Below are 24,914 nucleotides of genomic sequence, written 5' to 3'. Positions count from 1 at the left end.
GATTCAATTAATCTGAACAAATATTTGTCAGTGTTTTAACCAAATATCATGTCTATTTGCAATACGTTTCAAAGCCAGTACGCTTTTCTGTACACAAAAGCATGCATATTAGCATACACAAACATTTATAAACTGCTAGAATCCTCCCAGCAGAATAAATAATTTGACTAAGCTCTTCTCAGAATTAAAAGAAATTTTTGACTATGTTTTATTTTAGTATTAACAGCCCGGACAACTGTCATCTTGGTTTTCTGGTACTCATGGATGAAGATAATTCAGCTTATACTGATGGAGCTACCGGCTATTATGCTGTTAAAGCACAGGCTGATGAAACAGACCAGCAAGCCTGTCCGGTACAATGGCAGATATTGCAGCAATTATCAGTTCAGGACTGTCTTCGTTGGTTTCGCAAAGCCGATTATGTTCAGCTTTGTGATGCTGAAAACAATATTATAGGGCGTTTACAGCAACAATATCTCATTTTATGTGGTCAGCATTTTATACTGAATGACCTCACCGGCACCCTGTAACCACAACATATGTATTGGTAAGGTTATTTATGTCTACACCTGATATGCTTCCATCCGGCAACCAGTTTGCTTTTGCCTGTACCAGACGATTTTTACCGCTGTTTGGTACTCAGTTTTTTGGAGCGTTTAATGATAATCTGTTTAAAACCTCATTATTCGTTTTAATCAGCTTTTATGGGCTTGGCGCTAATTCATGGTTACCAGCAAGCCAGATGCTGAATGCTGGTGCCCTGCTGTATATTCTGCCCTTTTTTCTTTTCTCTGCATTATCTGGTGAATTATCTAATAAAATGGATAAAGCCATTCTGGCGCGCTGGATAAAAACTGCGGAAATCTGCATTATGCTGATAGCAGGTATCGGCTTTTGGATGCAGTCTGTCACAATATTGATGTTATGCCTGTTTCTGATGGGCACACATTCTACCTTGTTCGGTCCGTTGAAATATGCGGTATTACCAGAATATCTCCCTAAATATGAACTACTCAACGGTAATAGCCTGATCGAAAGCGGTACGTTTCTATCAATATTATTCGGGCAGATTTTAGGTACTATTCTGGCTGGCACCAATACAGTATGGCTGTTTGGTATCCTGCTGTTTGTCGCTATTCTTGGGCAGATTGCCAGTATATTTATGCCAAGGGTACCCGCACAAATTCCACAGCAATATATTGATTCAAACATCATGCGGAGTACAAAACAGCTACTTCGGCAAACTTATCTGCAAAAAAATCTCTGGATTGCCATAATCGGTATTTCCTGGTTCTGGCTGATTGGTTCTGTATATATAACCCAGCTCCCTACTTTCACCCGTTTGAATCTTGGTGGAAACGAGGCTGTATTTAATTTAATGCTAACACTCTTCTCCCTTGGCATAGGTACGGGTTCTATTGTTTGTGCACGGATTAGCCGCCATCAGTTACATCTTAGTCTGGTTGTGATCGGGACAATCGGCCTGAGTATATTCGGTCTGCTGCTGGTATGGTTCACACCGTCACAACCTAATCTGCCAGTTGCCGGTATCGGTACATTTATCGGCCGGCCGGACAGCATGGCAATAATCATTTGCATAATCGGTATTGGTTTTTCCGGCGGCTTTTTCTCACTGCCGTTATACACATGGCTGCAAACAGCCAGCAGCAATCAGTTCCGTTCACATGCAATTGCTGCCAATAATATTATCAACGGCCTGTTTATGGTTTGTGCAGCCATATTAAGTGCTGTACTGATCTGGCTGTTTAACAGTATTAATGCCCTATACATGATTGTGGCGCTGGGAAATGTGCCCGTTTTAATTTACTTATGGCGAAGTCAAGAGTTACGTATTGATTTTAAGGAATTTATTTTACGAAAACATTAAAACGTTTACCTGATAGCTTTAAATTAGCGTTTTGAAATAGGTATAATACCGGATGGTTTTAATAAACAGCAATTTAATTAAAGCCGGTATCCTCTTTTATCCAGCTAGTTTGGGCAAGGCATTATGTCAGATAACGATACGATTCATATTCGCGGTGCACGCACACACAATCTTAAAAATATAGATCTGGATATTCCCCGTCATCAACTGGTTGTCATTACCGGTTTGTCTGGTAGCGGTAAATCCTCGCTGGCTTTTGATACTTTGTATGCAGAAGGTCAACGACGCTACGTAGAAAGCCTGTCGGCCTATGCTCGCCAGTTTTTGCAAATGATGGAAAAACCGGATGTTGATTTAATTGAAGGTTTGTCACCAGCTATTTCCATTGAACAGAAAGCAACCAGTCATAATCCGCGCTCTACCGTAGGAACAGTCACTGAAATTCATGACTATTTGCGCTTATTATATGCACGTGTCGGTACACCTTATTGTCCTGAACATAACCTGCCTTTATCCAGTCAGACTGTTTCTCAGATGGTTGACCATATACTGAACCTGCCTGAAGAAAGCCGGGTAATGATTCTGGCTCCGGCGGTACGCGGTCGCAAAGGTGAATTTCTTGAATACTTTGCTGATTTACAGGTACAGGGTTTTGCACGAGTTCGTGTTGATGGTGAGGTATATGCGATTGAAGAAGTACCAAAACTGCAAAAAAACATCAAGCATGATATAGATGTGGTTATTGACCGGGTAAAAGTACGCGCGGATATCAAACAGCGTTTGGCTGAAAGTTTTGAAACTGCACTGCGTCTGGGTAATGAGCGTGCTCTGGCCATCGAAATGGATAGTGGTAAAGAACACTGGTTTTCGGCACGCTTTGCCTGTCCGGTATGTTCGTATAGTCTGCAGGAACTCGAACCACGTCTTTTCAGCTTTAACAACCCTGTCGGAGCCTGTCCCAGTTGTGACGGACTAGGCAGCATGGATTATTTTGATCCTGAGCGCGTAGTAATGCATCCGGATTTATCGCTGGCCGCAGGAGCAATCAAGGGCTGGGATAAACGTAATACTTTCTATTTCCAGATGATTCAGTCACTCGGGCAACATTTTAAATTTGACGTTAATACGCCATTTAATGAATTAAAGGAAGAAATCCGGAATATTATTCTTTATGGTTCCGGTAAAGAGCAGATTGAATTTACTTATCTGTCTGAACGGGGCACAAAATTTACCCGCAGTCATCCATTTGAAGGTATTCTGCCCAATCTGGAGCGGCGCTACCGCGAGACAGATTCCGCTACTGTACGCGAAGAATTAGCCCAGTATCAAAGTCATCGAGCCTGCCCGGCCTGCGGCGGTGCCCGTTTGCGAACAGAAGCCCGATATGTCTATATAGGCGGAAAATCATTACCGGATGTCAATGCATGGCCGTTAACAGCCACACTGGATTTTTTCCAGAATCTGAATTTGGAAGGTAATAAAAAACAGATTGCTGAAAAAATTCTTAAAGAAATTAATGAGCGCCTTGGTTTTCTGATTAATGTCGGCCTGAATTACCTGAGTCTGGCACGCAGTGCTGAAACCTTATCTGGTGGTGAAGCTCAGCGTATCCGGCTGGCCAGCCAGATTGGTTCCGGCCTGACAGGTGTCATGTATGTACTGGATGAACCATCTATCGGCCTGCATCAGCGCGATAATGACCGCCTCCTCGATACACTGAAACATCTGCGCGATCTGGGTAATAGCGTAATTGTCGTTGAGCATGATGAAGATGCTATCCGTGCCGCCGATTTTGTTGTCGATATGGGACCTGGTGCCGGTGAGCATGGCGGACAAGTTATTATCGCAGCTTCACCTGAAAAGGTGGCAGCATGCAAAGAATCCATAACAGGACAATATCTGAGCGGAGAAAAAGCCATTAGCATGCCGGAACAGCGCAGTCCGGTTGATAAAGAGCGCTTACTGATATTAAGCGGCGCCAGTGGCAATAATCTTAAAAATGTAACCCTTACCTTACCTCTCGGCCTGATTACCTGTATTACCGGCGTTTCCGGCAGCGGCAAATCAACTTTGATTAACGACACACTGGCAAAAATTACTGCACGTGAATTAAATCGTGCTAGTGAAGAGCCTGCTCCTTATGAAGATATCAAAGGACTGGAGCATCTGGATAAAGTCATTAATGTTGATCAGTCTCCCATAGGAAGGACTCCGCGTTCTAATCCTGCCACATATACTGGCCTGTTTACACCCATCCGCGAACTGTTTGCTGGGGTACCACTGTCTCGCGAACGCGGATATACAGTTGGCCGATTCTCTTTTAATGTAAAAGGCGGACGCTGTGAAGCCTGTCAGGGTGATGGTGTTATTAAAGTAGAAATGCATTTTCTTCCTGATATTTATGTACCCTGCGAGGTTTGTCATAGTAAACGCTATAATCGTGAAACACTGGAAATACAATACAAAGGCAAAAATATCAGTGAAATTCTGGAAATGACCGTAGAAGAAGCCTGTACATTTTTCGATGCTGTACCAACAATTAAACGAAAATTGCAGACATTGCTGGACGTAGGACTGGGTTATGTACGATTAGGACAGTCTGCCACTACACTTTCCGGCGGTGAAGCTCAACGGGTAAAACTGGCGCTGGAACTCTCCAAACGCGATACCGGGCGGACACTTTATATACTTGATGAACCAACCACCGGCTTACATTTTGCCGATATAGCTCTGTTACTGGACGTTATTCATCGCCTGAAAGGGAAAGGTAATAGTATTGTTATTATCGAACATAATCTGGATGTAATTAAAACAGCTGACTATATCGTTGATCTGGGTCCGGAAGGTGGCGATGGAGGCGGTACGATTATCGCGGAAGGTACTCCGGAAGAAGTTGCAGCCAATCCTAAAAGCTATACCGGAAAATATCTTAAGCCAATGCTTGGCAAATAAATAAATTAAACTGTGCGGCTGTTATCGGCCGCATAGTTTAATTACCAGTTAAAAGAATTATTAACCAAAGTAAACATGCATATAAAAAATACAAGTAACATGCATTTTGTGTTAATGTTCAGCTGTATATTTCTATTGCGTATCTTACTCAAGGTTAAATATGAAAAAATTGTTATTTGCATTATTGTCAGTGGCAGCAATCAGTACGGTACTGACAGCGTGTACTCAGAAAACTGAATCCGTACCGGCCGCCAGTTCTGGCAGCACTCCTGCAACAACAGATAAAACAATACTGAAAGTTGCTGCTTCACCTGTTCCTCATGCAGAAATTCTCCAGGTAGCTAAACCATTACTGGAAAAAGAAGGAATTGATTTACAAATCATTCAGATGACTGACTATGTACGTCCGAATATCGCCCTGAATGAGAAAGATGTAGATGCTAATTTCTCTCAGCACAAACCTTATCTGGAAGATTTTGTCCAGAAACACAAAATGCAGTTAACACCGATTGCCAATATTCATGTAGAACCGATGGGTATTTACTCTAAAAAAGTAAAAGCACTCAGTGAAACACCTGATGACGGGCTGGTTACTATTCCAAATGATGCTACCAATGGTGGCCGAGCTTTGTTATTGCTGCAAAAAGCCGGTTTAATCAAATTAAAAGCAGATGCGGGTATCAGTGCTACTGTACGTGATATTGTTGATAATCCGAAACATCTCAAAATTACACCGATGGATGCGCCTCAGTTACCGCGTACTTTAAATGATGCTACTCTGTCTGTAATTAATACCAATTTTGCTATGGAAGCTAAACTGGTACCAACCAAAGATGCTTTATTTATTGAATCAAAAGATTCACCTTATGCAAATATTCTGGTTGTCCGCACGGGGGATGAAAACCGTGATGCAATCCAAAAACTGAAACAGGCCATGACTTCACCTGAAGTGAAAAAATTTATTGAAGAAAAATATCAGGGTGCCATCATCCCTGCATTCTGATTAATTATTTCATTTTAGAAAATACAAATAACCCTTATGTTTATAACAAAAGGGTTATTTTTAATGTATGACAATACAAAATATTTATGATAAATCTTTTGGATTCACAGCCTGCCACTTACCCAAAGGTAACTTAAGGGAAAAAACATCAAGCTGCCCTATTCCTACTCGCACTAAACGTAAACAAGGCCAGCCGACTTTTGCACACATACGTCGTACCTGCCTGTTTTTACCTTCACTGATTCGAATTTGCAGCCAGAAATCACTTACTGTTTTGCGTTCTCGAATTGGCGGTACTCGTGGCCATAAACGGGCACTATCAGCAGCACTAACCAATTGGACTTGAGCCGGCTGTGTAATAAAGTCGCCCAGATTTACCCCGTCAGCCAATTGCTGTATGCGTTCATTATCCGGTTTACCTTCCACCTGTGCCCAGTATGTTTTTATCAGTTTATACTTAGGATGAGCAATTTTTGCCTGTAAACGTCCGTTGGCAGTTAATAAAAGTAATCCTTCACTATCCGTATCCAGCCGGCCTGCCGGATAGACATCCGGTAATGATACATATTGCTTCAAGGTAGGATGTTTCTCATGAGCGCTAAACTGACAAATCACACCATAGGGTTTATTCAGTACAATCAGTTCAGGTACAGACATTATGCTTCCAATCAGAAAATCAGGCTGTCAGGAATGCTGACAGCCTGTTTTATAAACACAGAGGTTTAGCTCAGTAATAAAGCATCATCAGATACTTTTTCGCCCTGAGTATGTTCGAACATCTTTAATAGATCCGCCACACTCATACCGGCACGTTTGTCACCAGCCACATCCAGCACCACGCGCCCCTGATGCAGCATGACAGTACGTGATCCGTGATCCAGAGCCTGCTGCATCGAATGTGTTACCATCATTGCAGTTAATTTATTTTCACGCACAATACGGTCTGTCAGCTCGAGTACAAAAGCGGCTGTTTTAGGATCCAGTGCAGCAGTATGCTCATCAAGCAATAAAATTTTAGAACTTTGCAACGATGCCATCAACAAACTGACAGCCTGTCGCTGCCCACCGGAAAGCAAACCAATTCTGTCGCTCAATCGGTTCTCCAGCCCCAGGTTAAGCATTGCCAGTTTTTCACGGAACAGTTCACGATACTGACGTTTAATAGCCGGACGCAAACCACGACTACTGCCACGCCGCAGTGCCAGAGCCATATTTTCTTCAATGGTTAAGGCTTCACAGGTACCGGCAAGAGGGTCCTGAAAAACACGTGCTACTAATGGTGCACGTTTATAAGCAGGTTCACTGGTAACATCTTTACTGTTGATAGTAATCGTACCGGAATCTACCATGGTGTCACCGCTGATGGCATTAAGAAAAGTAGATTTACCGGCACCATTACTACCGATAACAGTAACAAACTCACCATCTGCAATACTTAAACTCATGCCTCGCAAAGCAGGATTTTCAATTGGTGTTCCCGCATTGAATGTAAGGCGTAAATTATCTGCGCGCATCATGCTTTGAATTTCCTTTTAAAGTAACCTTTGATTGCCGGCAACCGCAGCGCAAGTACAACTAAAATTGCTGTAACCAGATTTAAATCCTGCGGTCCAAAGCCTATATGCTGCAATGTATCACTGCCCAGCGCCAGCGCAATAAATGCACGGTAAAGTACTGCTCCCACTATAACGGCCAGTGTAATAATGATGAACCTTTTTCCTGGAATCAGGGTTTCACCAATAATCACTGCGGCCAGCCCGACGACAATCGTGCCGATACCGATTGATATATCTGCACCGCCCTGAGTCTGCACAAATAGTGCACCGGCCAAGGCAATAAATGCGTTTGATATCGCCATGCCTAACAGTAAAATACGTGAGGTATTCACGCCCTGAGCACGAGCCATTCGTGCATTTACGCCGGTAGCTCGCATTGATAAGCCAATTTCTGTAGCAAAAAACCAGTCCAGAAAAAATTTGGCAATCAGCACAAAACCAAAAATTACCAGCGGCTGCACCCAATACTGATTGCTTCCGTCAGCATTAAAAAACGGCGTAAATACACTCGGCTGATCCAGTAAAGGCAAATTAGGTGCACCCATAATACGCAGGTTAACCGAATACAAAGCAACCATAACCAGAATACTGGCCAACAGCTGCATGATTTTTAAAGAAACATGCAGCCATGCTGTTACCAAACCAGCACATGCACCGGCAACTCCGCCAAGTGCAGTAGCCAGCCACGGATTAATACCATGGGTAACACAAATGGCAAATACAGCACCGCCGAGCGGAAAACTGCCATCGGCAGTTAAATCAGGAAAATCCAGAATACGGAATGAAATCAGTACACCCAGAGCAACGAGAGCATATATCAGTCCGCTTTCTAAAGCGCCAAATAAAGCTATAGAAGACATATTAACCAATTAATAAATTGTGGTTGAAAATAAAAACAACATCGGCAAAGCCTGAATCAGCTTGCCGATGTTACGGTATCCGTCCCAGAGGCTTTCTATAATCCTAATCGACTAATTTAGCCTGTTTGAGTAATTGCTCCGAAAATGTAATACCTTGTTCGGCAGCATGAGATTTACTTACCATCAAATCAAGCTGATCTGCGGTCATACGCTGCGGAGCAATGTTACCAGCCTGCTCTCCTTTAAGAATCCGGCCTACAATTTTACCAGTAGCTGTACCAAGCTCATGATAATTAACCCCCAGTGCTACAGCTGCACCGCGTTTTACCGAACCGGTATCTGAAGCCACCAAGGGCATTTTCATATCTTTAGCAACTTTGTACATGGATTCATAAGCAGAAACCACATTATTGTCCAGAGAGGTATAAATCAGATCTGCCTTACCCTGCAAGCTTTTAGTAGCCATGGGGACATCAGTTGTACGCTGTGCCGGAGCTGCGGCCACAGTAATACCGTCCTTAGCCAGTAAAGACTGTAATTGTCCGAGCACAACAGTTGAATTAATTTCCCCCGGGCTATATACATAACCCACTGTTTTCAGGTTAGGTACCACTTGTTTCATTAAATCAATCTGTGGCTGTAAAGGCAGTTCATCAGATACACCGGTAACATTGGTTTTGCTGGGTTCCCAGCTTGTTACCAGTTTAGCTGCAACCGGATCGGTTACTGCTGCAAACACTATCGGAATTTTGCGCGTTGCTGCAACCATAGACTGCGCGCTTGGCGTGCCGATAGTAACAATTACATCCGGATTATTACCAGCGAATTTTTTAGCAATCTGACCGGCAGTAGCAGTATTCCCTTGTGCACTTTGAAAATCCAGCTGAAGATTTTTACCCTGTTCATAGCCTTCAGCACGCAGTTCATCAATCACACCCTGACGTACAGCATCCAAAGCAGGATGTTCAACAATTGCCGTAATGGCTACTTTTTTCGTATTGGTATCGCTGGTTTTATTTCCCTGTTCGGATTGCGAACAGGCAGAAAGCAAACAGGCAGCAGTTAAACCCAGAATAAATAAGGTTTTTTTTGCTCTGAGCATATGAGGTTCCTCAGCACAGGATTAATCCGGAAACAATTTAGCAATAAAATTGCTTACACCTGCACAAGTAAGCAGATGATGGCATAAATTATACAAAAAACCAGCCTTACTGCGTAATTAAAATTGCTCAGACATACGCTTTTACATTGAAATATAATTTCAATATTTTATTTATTTAAGCAATAAAATTTTAAAAATATAATTCAATTACAAAAATAGTTCTTATAACTCATAATACTCGCCATATCACACTTTTCTTAGAAAACACTCTGCTTCACATTTTTTAATCTATACCGGCCGAAAACCACACAACCATGTTTTCCAGAATAACCTTTGCTGACGCGGTCGCGGTACGACCAGCTGATATTGCATGATATTCTGTAGACCGTCCTGCTCAATTTCATTAAGCTGAGCCCAGACTACTGAGAGCATGGCCAGACTGGGGCGCTGCCTGCGGTTATCTGCGGAGGGCAGCAAAGCAAGAGCAGAATTAAACTGCTGTTTTAATGTAGCAAGCCATGCGTTCATCAATGCCGTAAATTCAACTCCACCGTGTCGGTTAAGTACCAAATGAGCCGGAACATTAAATTGCTGTAATAACTCTACTGGAATATACAGCTTTCCCAGCCTTGTATCCGCACCAATCCGTGAGTAAATCGTCACTAGCTGACATATTTCACCCACTTTATCGGCAAAATCCAAAGTTTGTTCTGCACTGAACCCCAGAACTCTGCTTGTTAAACGCCCCTGCACCATCCCTGCCTGTTTACTATAATGGCATAACTGTTCCATATTCTGAAATCTAGCCTGAGTTAATTGCGTACGAAGTGCATCAGGCAAAGCCAGTATTTCAGCCAATGGTAAAGAATATCGGGTAATAAATGGTTTTAAAGCCTGTAATAAAGGATGTTCAGGAACAGAATCAGAGTTATACAGCTTATCTAGTTGTTGCTCCCACCATCGCAGTGTTGTCAAAGCCACATTAGCATCAGAACAATCTTCTGCTACATCATTTAATTCTTGCTGCAAAGCATACAAAGCTATCAGTGCATGACGCTGCACCGAGGAAAGAAAAGGAAAACGAAAAGCCATAGCATTCCTGCTATGGCAAATTTTCTGAAGACAATATTCGAGTGGCTGCACAGCAATAAATTAAATTAACCTAAAACAGTATTGTAACCTTTTCCAGATATTTCTCCAGCCACTAATCTGCAATAAAAATTAACTTTTTAGCGTATCTTTTTTTACTTCGCCGTTACGAAGTACAAAATTTAAACTATTATTCCAGAATTCAACCAGAAATAAATCATCTTCTGTCAGGTGCTGCTGCTGAATTTTTTGCTCCAGCCACTTCTCATCCTTATTTATCCGATGCAATTCCGTTGTACGCACCTCTCCTTCCTTAAATAAAATTAATGAAGGATATTTGCCTTTATCAGTTAATACCGTCAGCGAACCACTGGGCTCAATCTGTGCATAACTGACTTCCTGAAACGAAGTAATACCCTGAGCATGCAAAAGTGAAGCCACATTAAGAATATCAATCTTATTCTTTTTACGCAGAATATTATCCATCAAAAAATGTCCGTCTTTCATAATCGGAATCGGTTCACCAATAGCAAACATTCGGATAAAGCTAACATGCTTGCATACCCAGTTTAATAATGAAATAAGGCAAACACCGATTAACAACACAATAATATACTGACAAATCGGAATATCCTGATTATAAATCACCCCACCGATAATACCGCCAAGTACAAAGTTTCCAATAAAATCTACCGGTGTCATCTGATTCAACTGCGTTTTACCTGTTACATTCAAATGCAGAATGACAATAATAAAACCAACAAGAAACTTAGCCAGCACCCATAAATAATATTCCATAAGAATTTTTCCTGTATTAAAGTTAAATTCCCGACCAGCTATCACCGGTCAGAGTTCATTCCCCTCATACAAGCATCATTCTTAACTTTATTCATAAACTCTGAAAATGAACATTAAGATACTTTATTTTAATCTGCTTTATTTTAAATAAATGATAAAGATAACATTTTACAAGCAATAATTTTTTATCAGGATGTAACTGATACCGTCTTAACCCTGAGCGAAAAATTTAATTACCTGTCAACGGTATTTATTTCTTTTATCAGGAAAATTACATCACAATTACATTTTTAAAAGAAGAATGATATTTATTCGGTATAATCAGATTAGTACACTAATTTCCGTTATAATCGGTTTCTTTACTCACTAAATGAAATATACATGTCAAATCAGCGCCTCATCATTGGCTTTCACGCAGTTAATGCCCGTTTATGGCAAAACCCGGACAGCATAATTGAACTTTATGTACTGGAGGGTAAACATGATGCCCGTATGCGCGAAGTATTAAATAAAGCTGAAGCAGAAAATGTGCGCATTATCAGCGCAGATCAGGCACGGCTCGATACTTTGAGTAAACATGCCCGCCATCAGGGTGTAGTGGGCTTTATCGATGCTTCCAGACAACATGTAGACATAGAAGATGTACTTGAAAATTTGAATGAACCACCGTTATTGCTGATTCTTGACGGCATTACAGATCCGCATAATCTTGGAGCCTGTTTGCGTGTTGCAGATGTTATGGGAGTTCACGCGGTAATTGCACCCAAAGATAAAAGTGTCGGATTAAATGCTACCGTAAGTAAAGTAGCCTGTGGTGCTGCTGAAACAGTACCTTATATTACAGTAACAAATCTGGCACGCACCATTCGTGAATTGAAAAAGCGCGGTATCTGGATTATCGGTACTGATATGAACGGTAGTGATGACTTATATCACTTTACGGCCCCGGAAGCAGTAGCATGGGTAATGGGTGCAGAAGGTAATGGCATGCGCCGTTTAACACGAGATCTGTGTGATACACTGGTATCCATTCCCATGTTCGGAACCGTTGAAAGCCTGAATGTTTCTGTCAGCACTGGTATCGTTCTGAGCGAAACCCGTAGGCAACGGATACTATCTGCCTGAAGTCGGCTTTACAATAAAACACATTTCTGTTAAATATTATAAAGTTAAGGAGATACTGATGATTTGGTGTATTGCAGCTTTGGTTCTGTTTGTATTGGAAATGTTTAGCGGCACTTTTTATATGCTGGTAATCAGTGCCTCATTACTAAGTGCCGGTCTGGCTGAATGGCTGCTGAAAACCAGTGAGAGCGTCAATGCTGTTATTGCAATAGTTTTTTCTATTCTGGGTATTACCATCGTACGTGCCTGGCAAAATAAACATCCGCGTGAAAACATGGCAAAACCAACTGATGATCCGGACTACGGTCAGACAGTGATACTTACTCAGCTCCTACCCGACGGATTATGGCAGGTACATTATCGGGGCACTATCTGGCAGGCTCGTTTTAATCATCCGACTGACGCAAAATCCGGTGACAGTGCTCAAATCATCAGCCATCAAGGCAATATTTTAAATATTACTTCTCAAGCCCCTTCTACTCAGCAGGAATAATCATGATTCTGACTTTTATTTTTCTCGCCGCCATTGTTGCATTTATCTGCATGGCATTTAAAGTTGTACCTCAGCAGGAAGTCTATATTGTTGAACGTTTAGGCCGCTATCACGCTACTCTGGTAGCCGGTCTTAATTTTATTATTCCGATTATCGATCGTGTCGCTTATAAACATACTTTAAAGGAAATACCACTGGATGTACCCAGTCAGGTTTGTATTACCCGCGATAATACACAGCTTACAGTGGATGGTATTATCTATTTTCAGGTAACTGATCCTAAACTTGCATCCTATGGCTCCAGTAACTTTGTAGTTGCCATTACCCAACTGGCACAAACAACATTACGTTCAGTTATTGGTCGTATGGAACTGGATAAAACTTTTGAAGAACGTGATGATATTAACCATACCGTGGTTGCCTCATTGGATGAAGCAGCGGTTTCATGGGGCGTTAAAGTATTGCGCTATGAAATCAAAGATTTGGTTCCGCCTCAGGAAATTCTGCGCTCAATGCAGGCTCAGATTACAGCTGAACGGGAAAAACGCGCACGTATTGCTCAGTCTGAAGGGATCAAGCAGGAACAGATTAATCTGGCGGCCGGTCAGCGTGAAGCTGAAATTCAGAAGTCACAAGGTGAAGCTCAAGCTTCTATCAATGAATCTCAGGGTGCCAAAGTAGCACAGATTAATCGCGCCGAAGGTGAAGCTGAAGCTTTGCGTCTGGTTGCACAGGCGACCGCGGAAGCAATTCGTCAGGTAGCTGCCGCAGTAAAAGAACCGGGCGGTACAGAAGCTGTGAATCTGAAAGTGGCTGAACAATACGTAGATGCTTTTGCTAAACTGGCAAAAACCAATAACACTCTGATTATGCCTGCTAATGTTGCAGATATTGGTAGTCTGGTAAGTGCTGGCATGAGCATTATCAAAGGTCAGAACAACACAGCAGTTAAATAAATAACTTACGTAACTATTAAAAAATCAGGTTCCGGTTAATGATACCGGCAGCCTGATTTTTTATCCTTAACCCTGATACTGATTATTTCTAAATTATTCTTTTTAAAAGCAATATATTTAAATACATACTACTCTTCTGTTAACGGCCACAACCATGCCCAGACACTGCGGCCTTCACTGCGCAATACCATAAAAGTACGGCAAGCAGCAGCTGTAGACATACTTTCTACACCGATTCCTTTTGCGACTAATTGTGAAGTCAGACGCGGATGAATAAACACATGATGATTTCCGGTACCGATTAAAATCACTTCAGGCTTAAACTGTAAAGCCTGAGTAAAATCATCAATGGTTAACTCACTGGCTGCTTGCTTATCCAGTGTGAGCACCTTATCAGCAGTAATACATACAGGTTGAGTATATTGCCGGCCGTTTACAGTAATTTTTCCGGTATCAACTTCCTCAATCCATAATCCTTGTTTATCCCGGATTTCTTCAATTTGCATTAAAATTTCCTCATGCATAACCACACAACATACTATGGCTGTAGTAGTCAAAAAAGTAGTTTTCGGCTAGCATAGTAGATTATTCACGTAAAATTGCAAGTATCAGGCAGTCCATAAATTAAATTTGTCTATTTGAAGGAGTAAACATGCAGCCTCTGCGTATAGGCTTGCTGGGCGTCGGCACAGTAGGTGGTGGTACCGTCAAGTTATTACAGAATAATGCGGATGAAATTACCCGCCGGCTCGGTCGCGAATTAATTATTACCCGTGCAGCAAGTCGTAATATTGAACGTACCCAGGAAATATGCGGTAACAGCACTTTTGTTAGTGATGATGTATTTGAAGTAGTAAATGCAACTGATGTTGATGTTGTGGTAGAACTGATTGGCGGTACAACAATAGCTAAAGACGCTGTGATTCAGGCAATCAAAAACGGAAAACACATCGTTACGGCCAATAAAAAACTACTGGCAGAGTACGGTAACGAAATTTTCCGACTGGCTTCTGAACACAATGTAATGGTGATGTATGAAGCTGCAGTTGCCGGCGGTATTCCCATTATTAAAGCTTTACGTGAGGGGCTGGCTGCCAACCATATCGAATCTATTGCCGGCATTATCAATGGCACCAGTAATTTTATTCTGAGTGAAATGCGTACCCGAGGCAGTACCTTTCCGGAAGCATTAAAACAAGCACAAGAACTAGGTTATGCAGAAGCCGATCCTACATTCGATATTGAAGGTCATGATGCCGGTCATAAATTAAGTATTATTTCCGCACTAGCATTCGGAACCCCGATTAATTTTAGCCAATGTTATCTGGAAGGCATCAGTCATCTGGAGAGTCTGGACATCTGTTATGCTGAGGAACTAGGCTATCGCATTAAATTACTTGGTATTACCCGCAAAACACCGCAAGGTATCGAGCTGCGTGTACACCCTACTTTAATCCCTGAAAGCCGATTACTGGCAAAAGTAGAAGGAGTTATGAATGCTGTATCTGTTCAGGCAGATATGATTGGGCAGACACTCTATTATGGTGCTGGTGCTGGTGCCGGCCCAACTGCCAGTGCGGTAATGGCTGATATTATTGATGTAACTCGATTACAGAATGCTGAAGCCAGCTACCGGGTTCCCTATCTGGCTTTTCAGTCTAATTCATTACAAAATATCTCCATTCTGCCAATGGATGAAATCACCAGCAGTTATTATCTGCGTGTATCTGCCTGCGATGAACCGGGTGTGCTGGGAGAAATTGCGAATATTCTTGCTGCAGAAAATATTTCTATTGAGGCTCTCATCCAAAAAGGTATGATTAATAAGGAATCTGCCGAAATTGTTATCCTGACACATTCAACCAAAGAACGTTTTATCAAACAGTCAATGGCCAGAATTCAGGCATTACCACGGGTGTTATCCCCAGTTACCATGATTCGGATGGAAAGCTTACATCCTAGATAATTCCATCACTGATCATGTTTCTGAAACGGGCATTATTTGCCCGTTTTTTTATTGTCGTTACAGAAGTCAGCACAAAGTTAGCTGTACCGTTTGTAAAAATAAAAATTTTTTTTTTACAATATCGACAAAAGTAATTTAATTCTCAATATCAGATTATTATTTCCGAACATATAATAATTGAATATGCATAAAATAATTAAGCCAATCATATTTATATAATGCATTTATAAAATTTCAATAATTTACAATTAATTCATCATTTAAATGAATAAAATATACAAAATAAATATATTCATATATAATATTATACCGAAAGATTGATTGTTTTTATTCCATAATGGTTCGTATATTCCATCAGTTATCAGTCAGACATCATCCGCAGTCTACCCGCAAAAATATACAGGGCTACAGCATGCTTCAGCTTCTGGTTACTCTGGCTGTTATCATCATATTAACCGTTATAGCTTATCCATATTATCGTCAGCATCAGTTACAGGCACGATTAAATCAGGCGAAGGCGGCACTGCTGATTAATAGTCAATTTCTTGCTGTACATTATCAGAAACATCTAAGTTATAAACAAAACAAGCACAACTGGCCTGAATTACCTGTCAGTAAAAATCAGCATTTTTGTTTTCGTATACAAGGGAACCCGACTTTTGCTCGCGAAGAGCACTTCACACTTAAAGCTGTAGCCATTAATACTGAAGCTGAACCCCGAATTATCAAACTAAATCAGGATGGCAGAATATTTATCTGTCAAAGCAGTACCAGCCGCTGCGATGAAGAAAATCATTTTTTTGATGGTAAAGGTCAGCCAGACAAAAAATGCCGGATTTTTTAATTATTCTATATACAGGACAATAGCAACATATTAACTGTTAAACTGATACAATACACTCGTTTTCATAATTGATATCAGAACATATCCGTTTTAATCATGAGTATTCTGTCACTCGATAATGCCTGCTTTGCTGTAGGTCACCACCCCTTACTGGATCATGCATCTCTGCAAATGGATGCAGGTGAAAAAATAGGCTTTATTGGTCGCAATGGTGCCGGGAAATCCACATTACTGAAAATTCTGGCCCGGGTACAGAAACTGGATGACGGATTGTTGACCATCCAAAACAACCAAAAAGTTGTGTATGTTCCGCAGGAGTCTTTTTTTGACCCTCAGACCACTGTATTTGACACCATAGCCCAAGGATTGGGTGAACTGCAAAATCTGTTACGTGAGTATCATGAGCTCAGCCAGAATATAGGTGATGAAGCCAGTCTGAATCGGTTAACTGAATTACAAAATGAGCTGGAAAACCGTAACGGCTGGCAATTTGATGCCTTAATTGCACAAACCTTAAGTGAATTACAACTGCCGGAAAACGAATTGATTGGCAATTTAAGCGGTGGTCAGAAAAAGCGCGTTGCTCTGGCTCAGGCATGGGTACAAAAACCTGATATCCTGTTATTGGATGAACCAACCAACCATCTGGATATTGAAGCGATAGAATGGATGGAAAATCTGCTAGGCAATTTTGCCGGCAGCCTGATTGTCGTAACACATGACCGACGCTTTCTGGATCGTGTAGCTACACGTATCATCGAATTAGACCGCGGACATTTACGTAGTTACCCGGGAAGTTTTAGTGCTTATAGTGAAAAAAAAGCACAGGAACTGGCTGTTGAAGCTGAACATAACCGGCTTTTTGATAAATTTCATGCTCAGGAAGAAGCATGGATTCGCAAAGGAATTGAAGCACGCCGCACACGTAACCAGGGGCGGGTTAAACGACTGGAACAACTACGCCGCGAACGTGCTGCACGTCGTGAGGTGCAGGGTCAGGTCAGCTTTAATTTAAATCGTGGTGAAGCCAGTGGGAAAATTATAGCAGAGCTTGAACACGCCGGATTTGCTTATGGTGAACACCTTATTATGCGTGATTTCTCTTGTGTTATTCAGCGCGGTGACAAAATCGGTCTGATAGGATCAAATGGTGTTGGCAAAACCACCTTTTTAAAATTGATTTTAGGTGAATTGCAGCCAACCTCAGGCAAAATTCGGCTGGGCTCACGTCAGGAAGTTGCCTATTTCGATCAGTTTCGTAGTGCATTAAATGAAAACGATACTGTTTTTGATACTATAGGTCAGGGTAATGATTACATTGATATTGGCGGCCAGCGTAAACACGTAATTGGTTATCTTGAAGAATTTCTGTTTTCTCCGGCCAGAGTTCGTAGTGAAGTCAAATCACTTTCTGGTGGCGAGCGCAACCGGTTATTACTGGCCAAACTATTCACTCGTCCGGCGAATATTCTGGTACTTGATGAACCAACAAATGATTTGGATATCGATACGCAGGAATTACTGGAAGAGTTATTGCGGGATTATAACGGCACCGTATTTCTTGTCAGCCACGATCGTACTTTTTTGGATAATGTAGTTACTCAATCCATAGTTTTCAAAGGTAATGGTCAGTTAAAAGAATACATAGGCGGTTATCAGGATTATATTGACGCCCAAAAACGTGAACAAAGCTTACTAACACCAGCGCCCACAACAAGCAAAAATACCATTAATCCTGATAAAAACCGGCAAAAAAGCCGACGCAACGATAAACTTTCCTACAACGAACAACGTGAACTCGCCAGCTTACCCGATGAGCTTGCTGCTCTCGAAGCAGAACAACAAGAGCTGAATAATAAACTTTCCGATCCGGAAATATTCAAAAATGACTATAAACTGGCAACTGAATGGCAAACACGTATTGCTGAAATTGAAGAGCTGCTGCTGGAAAAACTTGAACGTTGGGAAATCCTTGAAGCAAAACAAAAAAATCAGGGCTAATCCAATAAAAAAGCCAGTATATTCATATACTGGCTTTTTTGTGTTTGAATTTATCTTTTACGATGGCGTCCGGTCCCGCCACCATGTCGCATACAAGTTTCATAACGACGTGTGACATTGGTAGCATACCAGTTGGTATTATAATCTTTGCTTAACTTTGGTCCGCTAATTACAACCTGCGGCATAATGGCATATGGCGGATTCTTACCGAACTGTTGCTTATATAAAGTAATTACATTCTGATAGGTGGATGTATTTTCAAATTCTGCCTGTTTTTCCTGTAATAAATCTGCACGTATCTGCTCCGGTTTCATTGGCATACCATGATCGGCAAATAACTGATTCAGTGCAGTTTCAGTCTGACTTGGCATTGATTGTGCCTTATCATCTTTATCATACAGTAATAAATCTCCATCCAGAGCCATATTTGTATTAAGCAGTTTATTTATATCTTGCTGAAAAGCCGCATTACGGCTGGAATACATGCCGGAATTATAATCAGCAAAACGATATTGAGCATTATCATAAGCTGCCGGATACTTCATTAGCCGGTGAATACCATAATATAAACCACCTTCACGTGTATACATATAATCACGTAATTCATTTACCGGAGCATTATCACGTTGATGTTCACGTGCGTATTTTACTGATACCTGCATTGAACCAATTGTTGTAATCGGATTATTATCTTCTCCGATATCTTTTCCCATAAATTTAGCTGCGGCATTGGTAATTGAATCTGCATAAAATTGCTTTGAAACATAAGCAAATATCTGCCGGTAAATTAAATCCAGCTGCTGTTCGGTTTTAACCGTCCGCATCTGTATCAGGAAACTGTTTTCTTTGCTGGGTTCATTAACCAGTACTGAAGTAAAATAGCGTGAAACTGCCGGTCCCAGAGCAGGTCCGAACTGTCTGACAAATTTTTGCGGCACTTCTGTCTGAAAAGCTTTAATTGCTTTATTACCAAGATCCGGAACAGTTGGATTAGCAACAAAATTAGACTCCTGATCTACAACGGCAATTACACTACATACATTTTCCTGTGTTTTACTGATTTTCAGCTCATCCATTATCCGGCTGATATCCACAGCCCACGCATCTCGTTCTTTTACACGAGCAGGTATTAGTCTGCTTATCTGAGAAGGCTGATTTAAAATTCTGCTGCTGTCATCCGGTGAATCATCATTACCGCCATACCATCCGCCACTGTCCTTACATGCAGACAGGCTGTATAGCAGAAACCCGGCCAGTGTTATATGACTAATAGTCTTCAGTAAAAATCTAGCATTCATACCATAGCATTCATTCGAACAAATCTGTTTTCAGCAAGAAACACAGCCCGGTTTTAGCCCTTACGGCTTCGCCAAAACCATACCCAGACCCAAATCAATACAGCTGTAAAAAATAAAGCACTCCATATTGGTAAAGGTATCAGTAAAATTTTCTGAACCTCACCACAATTACCTGTACCGCGAATAATTGGTTCATACCAATGAAACAATGGCGCATCACGCAGACGGAAAGTCCACGGTGCACCGCAAGATGGCTGATCCATCAATGGCAGATGCTGAATATATATCTGATATATAGCTACACCCAGTCCGCCTATGGGTGCCAGACTGACCACAATAGCATTTATCACCCGCTCAATACAGTTGCGATTAGGACAGCAGGCACACAAAAATGCCAGAAGCGCTGTGGCAATAACCGCAACACGCTGAACAATACACAGCACACACGGGTTCATACCCAGAACATACTGACCAACAAAAGAACCAGCTGCACAAAGTACAGCCAGAAAAAATACACACCACAATGCTTTACGGAAGCTCATTTTCAATCCTTTTAAGCAGACAGTTACCAAACATTTCTACTTTCTGCCCGTCTATTAATCAAACAAATTCCCATAATCATTTACGTTTCAGGCACCAGCAATAGTCATATTATCTATCAGAATAGATCCAACTTTATGCGTACTGCGCTTTAACGCATCATCTGCTGCACCAACCATCGCCATAAACATTTCCTGTAAACGTGAAGCGATTGTAATACCCTCTACCGGATAGGCAATCACTCCGTTTTCTACCCAGAAACCTGCCGCACCTCGCGAATAGTCACCAGTAATAGCATTTACACCCTGCCCCATCAACTCAGTAACCAATAAACCGGTTCCCATTGTTTTCAATAAATCGTCCTGACTGGCATGGGTATGATTAAGATATAAATTATGAACACCACCTGCATTTCCAGTAGTGCGCATACCTAACTTACGCGCACTGTAGCTACCAAGAAAATAACCCGCAACAGAGCCTTCATTGATAACAGTACGTTCATGTGTGGCTACACCCTCAGCATCAAAATATGTACTGGCAAGCGCTTTTTTCACATGTGGTTTCTCTGTAAGACATACCCAGGGCGCCATAATCTGTTTACCAAGGCTATCTACCAGAAAACTGGTTTGCCGGTATAACGCACTACCACTCAGTGCACCTACCAGATGACCAATTAGACTACCGGCTATAGTAGTATCAAAAATTACCGGATATTTTCCTGTAGCCACAGACCTGCTATCCAAACGCCGTACTGTACGTGTTGCCGCTGTCTGTCCGATAATTTCAGCATCGGCAAGATCTCGTGCATCACGCGCTAAATCGTACCAATAATCACGCTGCATTCCGGAAGCGTCCGCAGCCACCACACTACAGGAAATACTGTGTCTGCTGCCGCGCTGATAAGCACAAAAATCATTACTGTTGGCATATACAAACTGATAATGATCAGTCTGTACTTCTGCTCCTTCGGAGTTTTTGATACGCTCATCCGTATCAAGTGCTGCCTGTTCGGTTTTTTTACCAATCTCAATTGCTTCATCAGCAGACAGCCGCCAAGGGAAAAAAGATTCTGTATCACCGAATTCCATTGCCAGTAATGCCGCATCTGCCAAACCGGCGCAATCATCCTGAGCAGTAAAACGGGCAATATTCAAAGCTGCTCCGATGACTTCGTCAATTGCCTTATTACTAAAATCAGCAGTACTTGCACGCCCTTTAGCCTGTCCCACATAAACAGTTACATCCAGAGATTTATCCTGCTGATACTCAATATGTTCGACATTCTGCTGGCGTACCTGTACATTCTGACCCGCAGATTCACTGATATCAATTTCAACAGAACTGGCTCCCTGCTTTCTGGCTTTATTTATTGCCTGCTGGCACAGCTCCTGTAACTGATCGGCACTATGATGAAACATTAATCTACTCTCATGCGAAGAAGCCTGCATTCTAACATGCTGAATTCAGCACTGGCAGCAGTTAAACATACATGTCAACTGAAATGATATGGATTTTTTGCTAAAATAGATACTTGAAATTTCGATATACACGTAACACATACATATATGAACAGTAATACAGACAGTCAGTCCCGTGCAGACGAAGAATGGGTAAGTAAAACCCAATTGAAAAAGCAAATGAATGATTTGCAGCAATTAGGTATGGAGCTAACTAAACTGTCTGCTGATACACTGAAAAAAATAAATTTGTCAGAGGATTTATTACAGGCAGTATTAAGCTACCAGAAAATTACCTCCAACAGCGCACTGAAACGTCAAGCTCAGTTTATCGGTCGTCTCATGCGCGAAACCGATACCAAACCAATCAGTGATTATCTGGCTCGCCTCAAAGGTGAAAACAGCGCACATAATGCTTACTTACAACGGCTGGAAAATCTGCGTGATCGTTTAATTTCCGATGACAGCAGCCTCACTGAAATTATCAGCCGTTATCCGCATATTGATATCAACAATCTGCGTACATTAATCCGCAATGCCCGTAAGGAACAGGCTGCAGGAAAGCCACCAAAAGCTTTCCGGGCTATTTTTCAGGTATTGAAAACGGAAATTAGTGAAGATACAGTATCCTGAACATTACTTCTCTCTCTTTACACAATTCACCTTTCACTTTTTTCATTAATTCAGCTTCAGCATGTAACTCCGGACAAAAAAACCATGAGTGATATCTTAAATAAAATTATTGCCACAAAAAAAACCGAAATGGTTACAGCCAAAACGGCTGAATCACTGGCTGAAGTACTTGCAAAAGCCTATGACCAGGCCCCTGCGCGCCCTTTTCTTGAAGCAATACATACAAAACATCATCAGGGAAAAGCTGCCATTATTGCCGAAGTTAAAAAAGCCAGCCCGTCTAAAGGACTGATTCGTCCTGATTTTTCTCCAGAAAAAATTGCCAGAGATTATCAGCTTGGTGGCGCAGCCTGCATGTCTGTATTAACAGACAAAAACTATTTTCAGGGTAACCTTGGCTATCTGAATCTCGCACGCAATGCCTGCAATCTGCCGGTACTGCGCAAAGATTTCATCATAGATGTCTATCAGGTATACCAGTCCCGGGCATACAATGCAGATGCAATCTTACTTATTGCAGCGGCATTAAGCCGTACCCAGTTAACCGAATATGAAGCCATTGCTCACGAGCTGGGTATGACTGTATTACTCGAAATTCATAACGAAGACGAGCTTGAAAAATGCATTAATATGCGTACCCCGCTATGGGGAGTAAACAATCGTAATCTGCGTACTTTCGAAGTAGATTTACAACAAACTATCAAACTTCTGCCTGCATTAACCGGAAAAACTATTGTGACAGAAAGTGGTATTTTCACCACAAACGATATTCATATGATGCAACAGCATCAGGTTAACACTTTTCTTATCGGTGAAAGCCTTATGCGTAAACAAAACATTGCTGATGAACTAAGTTTACTGGTCAATGCTTAAATTATTGTACACATTAACTGAATTGTTTTAATTACCCTAAAAGGAAAAATCATGGCCGTGATTATTAAGAACGCAGAAGAAATTGCTGCAATGCGTGTTGCTGGCCGGCTAGCTGCCGAAGCTCTTGACTACATAGGCCAGTTTATCAAACCGGGAATCACCACCAATGAAATTGATCGTCTGATTCACGATTATCATATCAATGTTCAGGGCGGCTATCCTGCCCCGTTAGGCTATGGCAACCCGCCATTTCCCAAGTCATGCTGTACTTCTGTTAACCATGTAATCTGTCACGGCATACCTGATGATAAACCACTAAAAAACGGCGATATATTAAATATTGATGTCACCATTATCAAAGATGGTTTTCATGGCGACTCAAGCCGCATGTATGCAGTCGGAGAAATCAGTCCTCAGGCACGCCGTCTCATTAACATCACTCACCAGAGTATGATGGCTGGTATTTCTGTAGTTAAACCGGGCGCGACACTTGGGGATATAGGTTACGCCTGCCAGCAAGTGGCAGAAAATGCAGGTTACTCCATGGTGCAGGAATTTTGCGGACATGGAGTTGGACGCGGATTCCATGAAGAACCACAAGTGTTGCATTATGGTCGTCGTCATACAGGATTAAAATTGCAACCCGGTATGATATTTACAATTGAACCAATGGTTAATCAAGGTAAACGTCATTTGCGTATATTAGGTGACGGATGGACTGTTGTAACCAAAGACCACAAACTCTCTGCACAATGGGAACACGAGGTATTGGTTACTGATGATGGCTATGAAATACTCACAGTCAGCCCATTAACAGGCAAACCTTAATTCACTTTAAAATATCATAACTTTACATTTAAGCTGCACGAATATCTGATATAAGGCAATAAATCTTAATTTAGATTAATTAAAATAAATTTGTATTATCCTGTTATACCGCATTTTAATAAAACAATAGCAATATTGTATTGAATGTAAAAACAATTGTGATAATATTGATGTCCATAGATAATTATGCATAATGGTAAAACATTTTTCATAACATTTATTGATAAATTTTTATCAAAATAAATAATTATCTGTGAATGACCATATTAATTAATTCAACTAAACATAGACAACTCGCTTTTTAAGGTATAAAAATCATGAAAGCATTCAAGCCTATTAACAATGTGCGCGAAATCCGTAAAAAACTTGGTCTGAATCAGATTGAGTTCTGGAGTCAGGTTGGCGTTACTCAGTCTGGCGGTTCCCGTTATGAAGCAGGTCGTAATATCCCGAAGCCAGTTCGTGAACTGGTTCGTCTGGTACATGTTGAACAATTGGAATTAAGCAAACTTAATCGCGTAAACATGGAAGTGGCTGAACTGCTTAAAACTGAGCACCCTGATATGTATCAGCAGCTTAAAGCCAAAGTAGAAGGAAAATGATCCTCTCTGCTCATTAGCCCCTTATCAAAGCTCCGTACCTTCTCTGGACG

The 24,914-nt window shown here is 41.4% G+C and carries 24 protein-coding genes; 14 read left to right on the top strand and 10 right to left on the bottom strand.

The window, feature by feature from the left end; all coding sequences use genetic code 11:
• Positions 1 to 203 precede the first annotated feature (203 nt).
• From GYX91_RS04975 to GYX91_RS04960, 4 genes are all read left to right on the top strand, one after another.
• Positions 204 to 530 carry a hypothetical protein gene (locus GYX91_RS04975; protein WP_174830083.1) on the top strand — a complete coding sequence of 109 codons (327 nt, stop codon included), beginning with the start codon at positions 204 to 206 and terminating at the stop codon, positions 528 to 530.
• 29 nt (positions 531 to 559) lie between these two features.
• The gene (locus GYX91_RS04970) at positions 560 to 1,888 is read left to right on the top strand and encodes an MFS transporter (protein ID WP_232339906.1); all 1,329 of its coding nucleotides are present in this window, start codon (positions 560 to 562) and stop codon (positions 1,886 to 1,888) included.
• Between the two features lie 123 nt (positions 1,889 to 2,011).
• The gene (uvrA, locus tag GYX91_RS04965) at positions 2,012 to 4,840 is read left to right on the top strand and encodes an excinuclease ABC subunit UvrA (protein ID WP_174830082.1); all 2,829 of its coding nucleotides are present in this window, start codon (positions 2,012 to 2,014) and stop codon (positions 4,838 to 4,840) included.
• A gap of 160 nt (positions 4,841 to 5,000) precedes the next feature.
• Complete coding sequence (locus tag GYX91_RS04960) at positions 5,001 to 5,843, top strand: MetQ/NlpA family ABC transporter substrate-binding protein (RefSeq protein ID WP_037393445.1); 843 nt, start codon at positions 5,001 to 5,003, stop codon at positions 5,841 to 5,843.
• Between the two features lie 84 nt (positions 5,844 to 5,927).
• On the opposite strand, the gene GYX91_RS04955 is transcribed toward GYX91_RS04960, so the two are convergent.
• The 6 genes from GYX91_RS04955 to GYX91_RS04930 all read right to left on the bottom strand — a co-directional run bounded on the left by GYX91_RS04955 (position 5,928) and on the right by GYX91_RS04930 (position 11,248).
• Positions 5,928 to 6,500, bottom strand: coding sequence for a pseudouridine synthase (locus GYX91_RS04955; protein ID WP_037393446.1), 573 nt, complete (start codon positions 6,498 to 6,500; stop codon positions 5,928 to 5,930).
• A 65-nt stretch (positions 6,501 to 6,565) separates the two neighbouring features.
• Positions 6,566 to 7,360: an ABC transporter ATP-binding protein gene (locus tag GYX91_RS04950; protein WP_037393448.1), complete on the bottom strand. Its 795-nt coding sequence runs from the start codon at positions 7,358 to 7,360 to the stop codon at positions 6,566 to 6,568.
• Positions 7,357 to 8,259, bottom strand: a complete 903-nt coding sequence (locus tag GYX91_RS04945) for an ABC transporter permease (protein WP_025330629.1) — start codon at positions 8,257 to 8,259, stop codon at positions 7,357 to 7,359. The genes GYX91_RS04950 and GYX91_RS04945 overlap by 4 nt, the downstream gene beginning before the upstream one ends.
• Before the next feature lie 103 nt (positions 8,260 to 8,362).
• Positions 8,363 to 9,361 carry an ABC transporter substrate-binding protein gene (locus GYX91_RS04940; RefSeq protein ID WP_174830081.1) on the bottom strand — a complete coding sequence of 333 codons (999 nt, stop codon included), beginning with the start codon at positions 9,359 to 9,361 and terminating at the stop codon, positions 8,363 to 8,365.
• A gap of 288 nt (positions 9,362 to 9,649) precedes the next feature.
• Positions 9,650 to 10,453 carry a squalene/phytoene synthase family protein gene (locus GYX91_RS04935; RefSeq protein WP_174830080.1) on the bottom strand — a complete coding sequence of 268 codons (804 nt, stop codon included), beginning with the start codon at positions 10,451 to 10,453 and terminating at the stop codon, positions 9,650 to 9,652.
• A gap of 129 nt (positions 10,454 to 10,582) precedes the next feature.
• Positions 10,583 to 11,248, bottom strand: coding sequence for a DUF421 domain-containing protein (locus GYX91_RS04930; protein ID WP_174830079.1), 666 nt, complete (start codon positions 11,246 to 11,248; stop codon positions 10,583 to 10,585).
• A 381-nt stretch (positions 11,249 to 11,629) separates the two neighbouring features.
• Here GYX91_RS04930 and rlmB point away from each other — a divergent pair, with 381 nt between their 5' ends.
• Genes rlmB through GYX91_RS04915 form a run of 3 tightly spaced genes read left to right on the top strand, consistent with a single transcriptional unit; the run spans position 11,630 to position 13,822 of the window.
• A complete protein-coding gene (rlmB, locus tag GYX91_RS04925; RefSeq protein WP_037393454.1) occupies positions 11,630 to 12,373 on the top strand; it encodes a 23S rRNA (guanosine(2251)-2'-O)-methyltransferase RlmB in 744 nt (247 codons plus the stop codon).
• Positions 12,374 to 12,431: 58 nt separating this feature from the next.
• Positions 12,432 to 12,866, top strand: a complete 435-nt coding sequence (locus tag GYX91_RS04920; RefSeq protein ID WP_025330624.1) for an NfeD family protein — start codon at positions 12,432 to 12,434, stop codon at positions 12,864 to 12,866.
• A gap of 2 nt (positions 12,867 to 12,868) precedes the next feature.
• Positions 12,869 to 13,822: an SPFH domain-containing protein gene (locus GYX91_RS04915; protein WP_037393457.1), complete on the top strand. Its 954-nt coding sequence runs from the start codon at positions 12,869 to 12,871 to the stop codon at positions 13,820 to 13,822.
• Between the two features lie 128 nt (positions 13,823 to 13,950).
• Here the strand turns inward: GYX91_RS04915 and GYX91_RS04910 are convergent, their stop codons facing one another.
• Positions 13,951 to 14,328 (bottom strand): Mth938-like domain-containing protein, encoded by a 378-nt coding sequence (locus GYX91_RS04910; protein ID WP_174830078.1) that lies wholly within the window; start codon positions 14,326 to 14,328, stop codon positions 13,951 to 13,953.
• A 146-nt stretch (positions 14,329 to 14,474) separates the two neighbouring features.
• Here GYX91_RS04910 and GYX91_RS04905 point away from each other — a divergent pair, with 146 nt between their 5' ends.
• The 3 genes from GYX91_RS04905 (at position 14,475) to GYX91_RS04895 (ending at position 18,633) form a co-directional block, all read left to right on the top strand.
• Positions 14,475 to 15,788 carry a homoserine dehydrogenase gene (locus tag GYX91_RS04905; protein WP_174830077.1) on the top strand — a complete coding sequence of 438 codons (1,314 nt, stop codon included), beginning with the start codon at positions 14,475 to 14,477 and terminating at the stop codon, positions 15,786 to 15,788.
• A gap of 337 nt (positions 15,789 to 16,125) precedes the next feature.
• Positions 16,126 to 16,632, top strand: a complete 507-nt coding sequence (locus tag GYX91_RS04900) for a type IV pilin protein (protein WP_174830076.1) — start codon at positions 16,126 to 16,128, stop codon at positions 16,630 to 16,632.
• Positions 16,633 to 16,728: 96 nt separating this feature from the next.
• The gene (locus GYX91_RS04895) at positions 16,729 to 18,633 is read left to right on the top strand and encodes an ATP-binding cassette domain-containing protein (RefSeq protein ID WP_084565603.1); all 1,905 of its coding nucleotides are present in this window, start codon (positions 16,729 to 16,731) and stop codon (positions 18,631 to 18,633) included.
• A 50-nt stretch (positions 18,634 to 18,683) separates the two neighbouring features.
• Here GYX91_RS04895 and GYX91_RS04890 read toward each other — a convergent pair whose 3' ends face one another.
• The 3 genes from GYX91_RS04890 to pmbA form a co-directional block, all read right to left on the bottom strand.
• Positions 18,684 to 19,931 carry a DUF1615 domain-containing protein gene (locus tag GYX91_RS04890; protein WP_174830075.1) on the bottom strand — a complete coding sequence of 416 codons (1,248 nt, stop codon included), beginning with the start codon at positions 19,929 to 19,931 and terminating at the stop codon, positions 18,684 to 18,686.
• Between the two features lie 53 nt (positions 19,932 to 19,984).
• Positions 19,985 to 20,473 (bottom strand): disulfide bond formation protein B, encoded by a 489-nt coding sequence (locus GYX91_RS04885; RefSeq protein ID WP_037393462.1) that lies wholly within the window; start codon positions 20,471 to 20,473, stop codon positions 19,985 to 19,987.
• A gap of 87 nt (positions 20,474 to 20,560) precedes the next feature.
• Positions 20,561 to 21,919 carry a metalloprotease PmbA gene (pmbA, locus tag GYX91_RS04880; protein WP_238791319.1) on the bottom strand — a complete coding sequence of 453 codons (1,359 nt, stop codon included), beginning with the start codon at positions 21,917 to 21,919 and terminating at the stop codon, positions 20,561 to 20,563.
• Between the two features lie 117 nt (positions 21,920 to 22,036).
• Here pmbA and yjgA point away from each other — a divergent pair, with 117 nt between their 5' ends.
• The 4 genes from yjgA (at position 22,037) to GYX91_RS04860 (ending at position 24,864) form a co-directional block, all read left to right on the top strand.
• Positions 22,037 to 22,561, top strand: a complete 525-nt coding sequence (yjgA, locus tag GYX91_RS04875) for a ribosome biogenesis factor YjgA (protein WP_174830074.1) — start codon at positions 22,037 to 22,039, stop codon at positions 22,559 to 22,561.
• Positions 22,562 to 22,645: 84 nt separating this feature from the next.
• Positions 22,646 to 23,434, top strand: coding sequence for an indole-3-glycerol phosphate synthase TrpC (gene trpC, locus GYX91_RS04870; protein ID WP_174830073.1), 789 nt, complete (start codon positions 22,646 to 22,648; stop codon positions 23,432 to 23,434).
• Positions 23,435 to 23,485: 51 nt separating this feature from the next.
• Positions 23,486 to 24,262: a type I methionyl aminopeptidase gene (map, locus tag GYX91_RS04865; RefSeq protein ID WP_025330613.1), complete on the top strand. Its 777-nt coding sequence runs from the start codon at positions 23,486 to 23,488 to the stop codon at positions 24,260 to 24,262.
• Positions 24,263 to 24,579: 317 nt separating this feature from the next.
• Positions 24,580 to 24,864 carry a DNA-binding transcriptional regulator gene (locus tag GYX91_RS04860; protein WP_025330612.1) on the top strand — a complete coding sequence of 95 codons (285 nt, stop codon included), beginning with the start codon at positions 24,580 to 24,582 and terminating at the stop codon, positions 24,862 to 24,864.
• The last annotated feature ends 50 nt before the right edge of the window (positions 24,865 to 24,914 follow it).

It is taken from the genome of Snodgrassella sp. ESL0304 (assembly GCF_013344995.1).
Classification (GTDB): Bacteria; Pseudomonadota; Gammaproteobacteria; order Burkholderiales; family Neisseriaceae; genus Snodgrassella; species Snodgrassella alvi.
The sequence above is the reverse complement of the archived record's forward strand: the minus strand, read 5'-3'. Positions and strand labels throughout refer to the sequence as shown.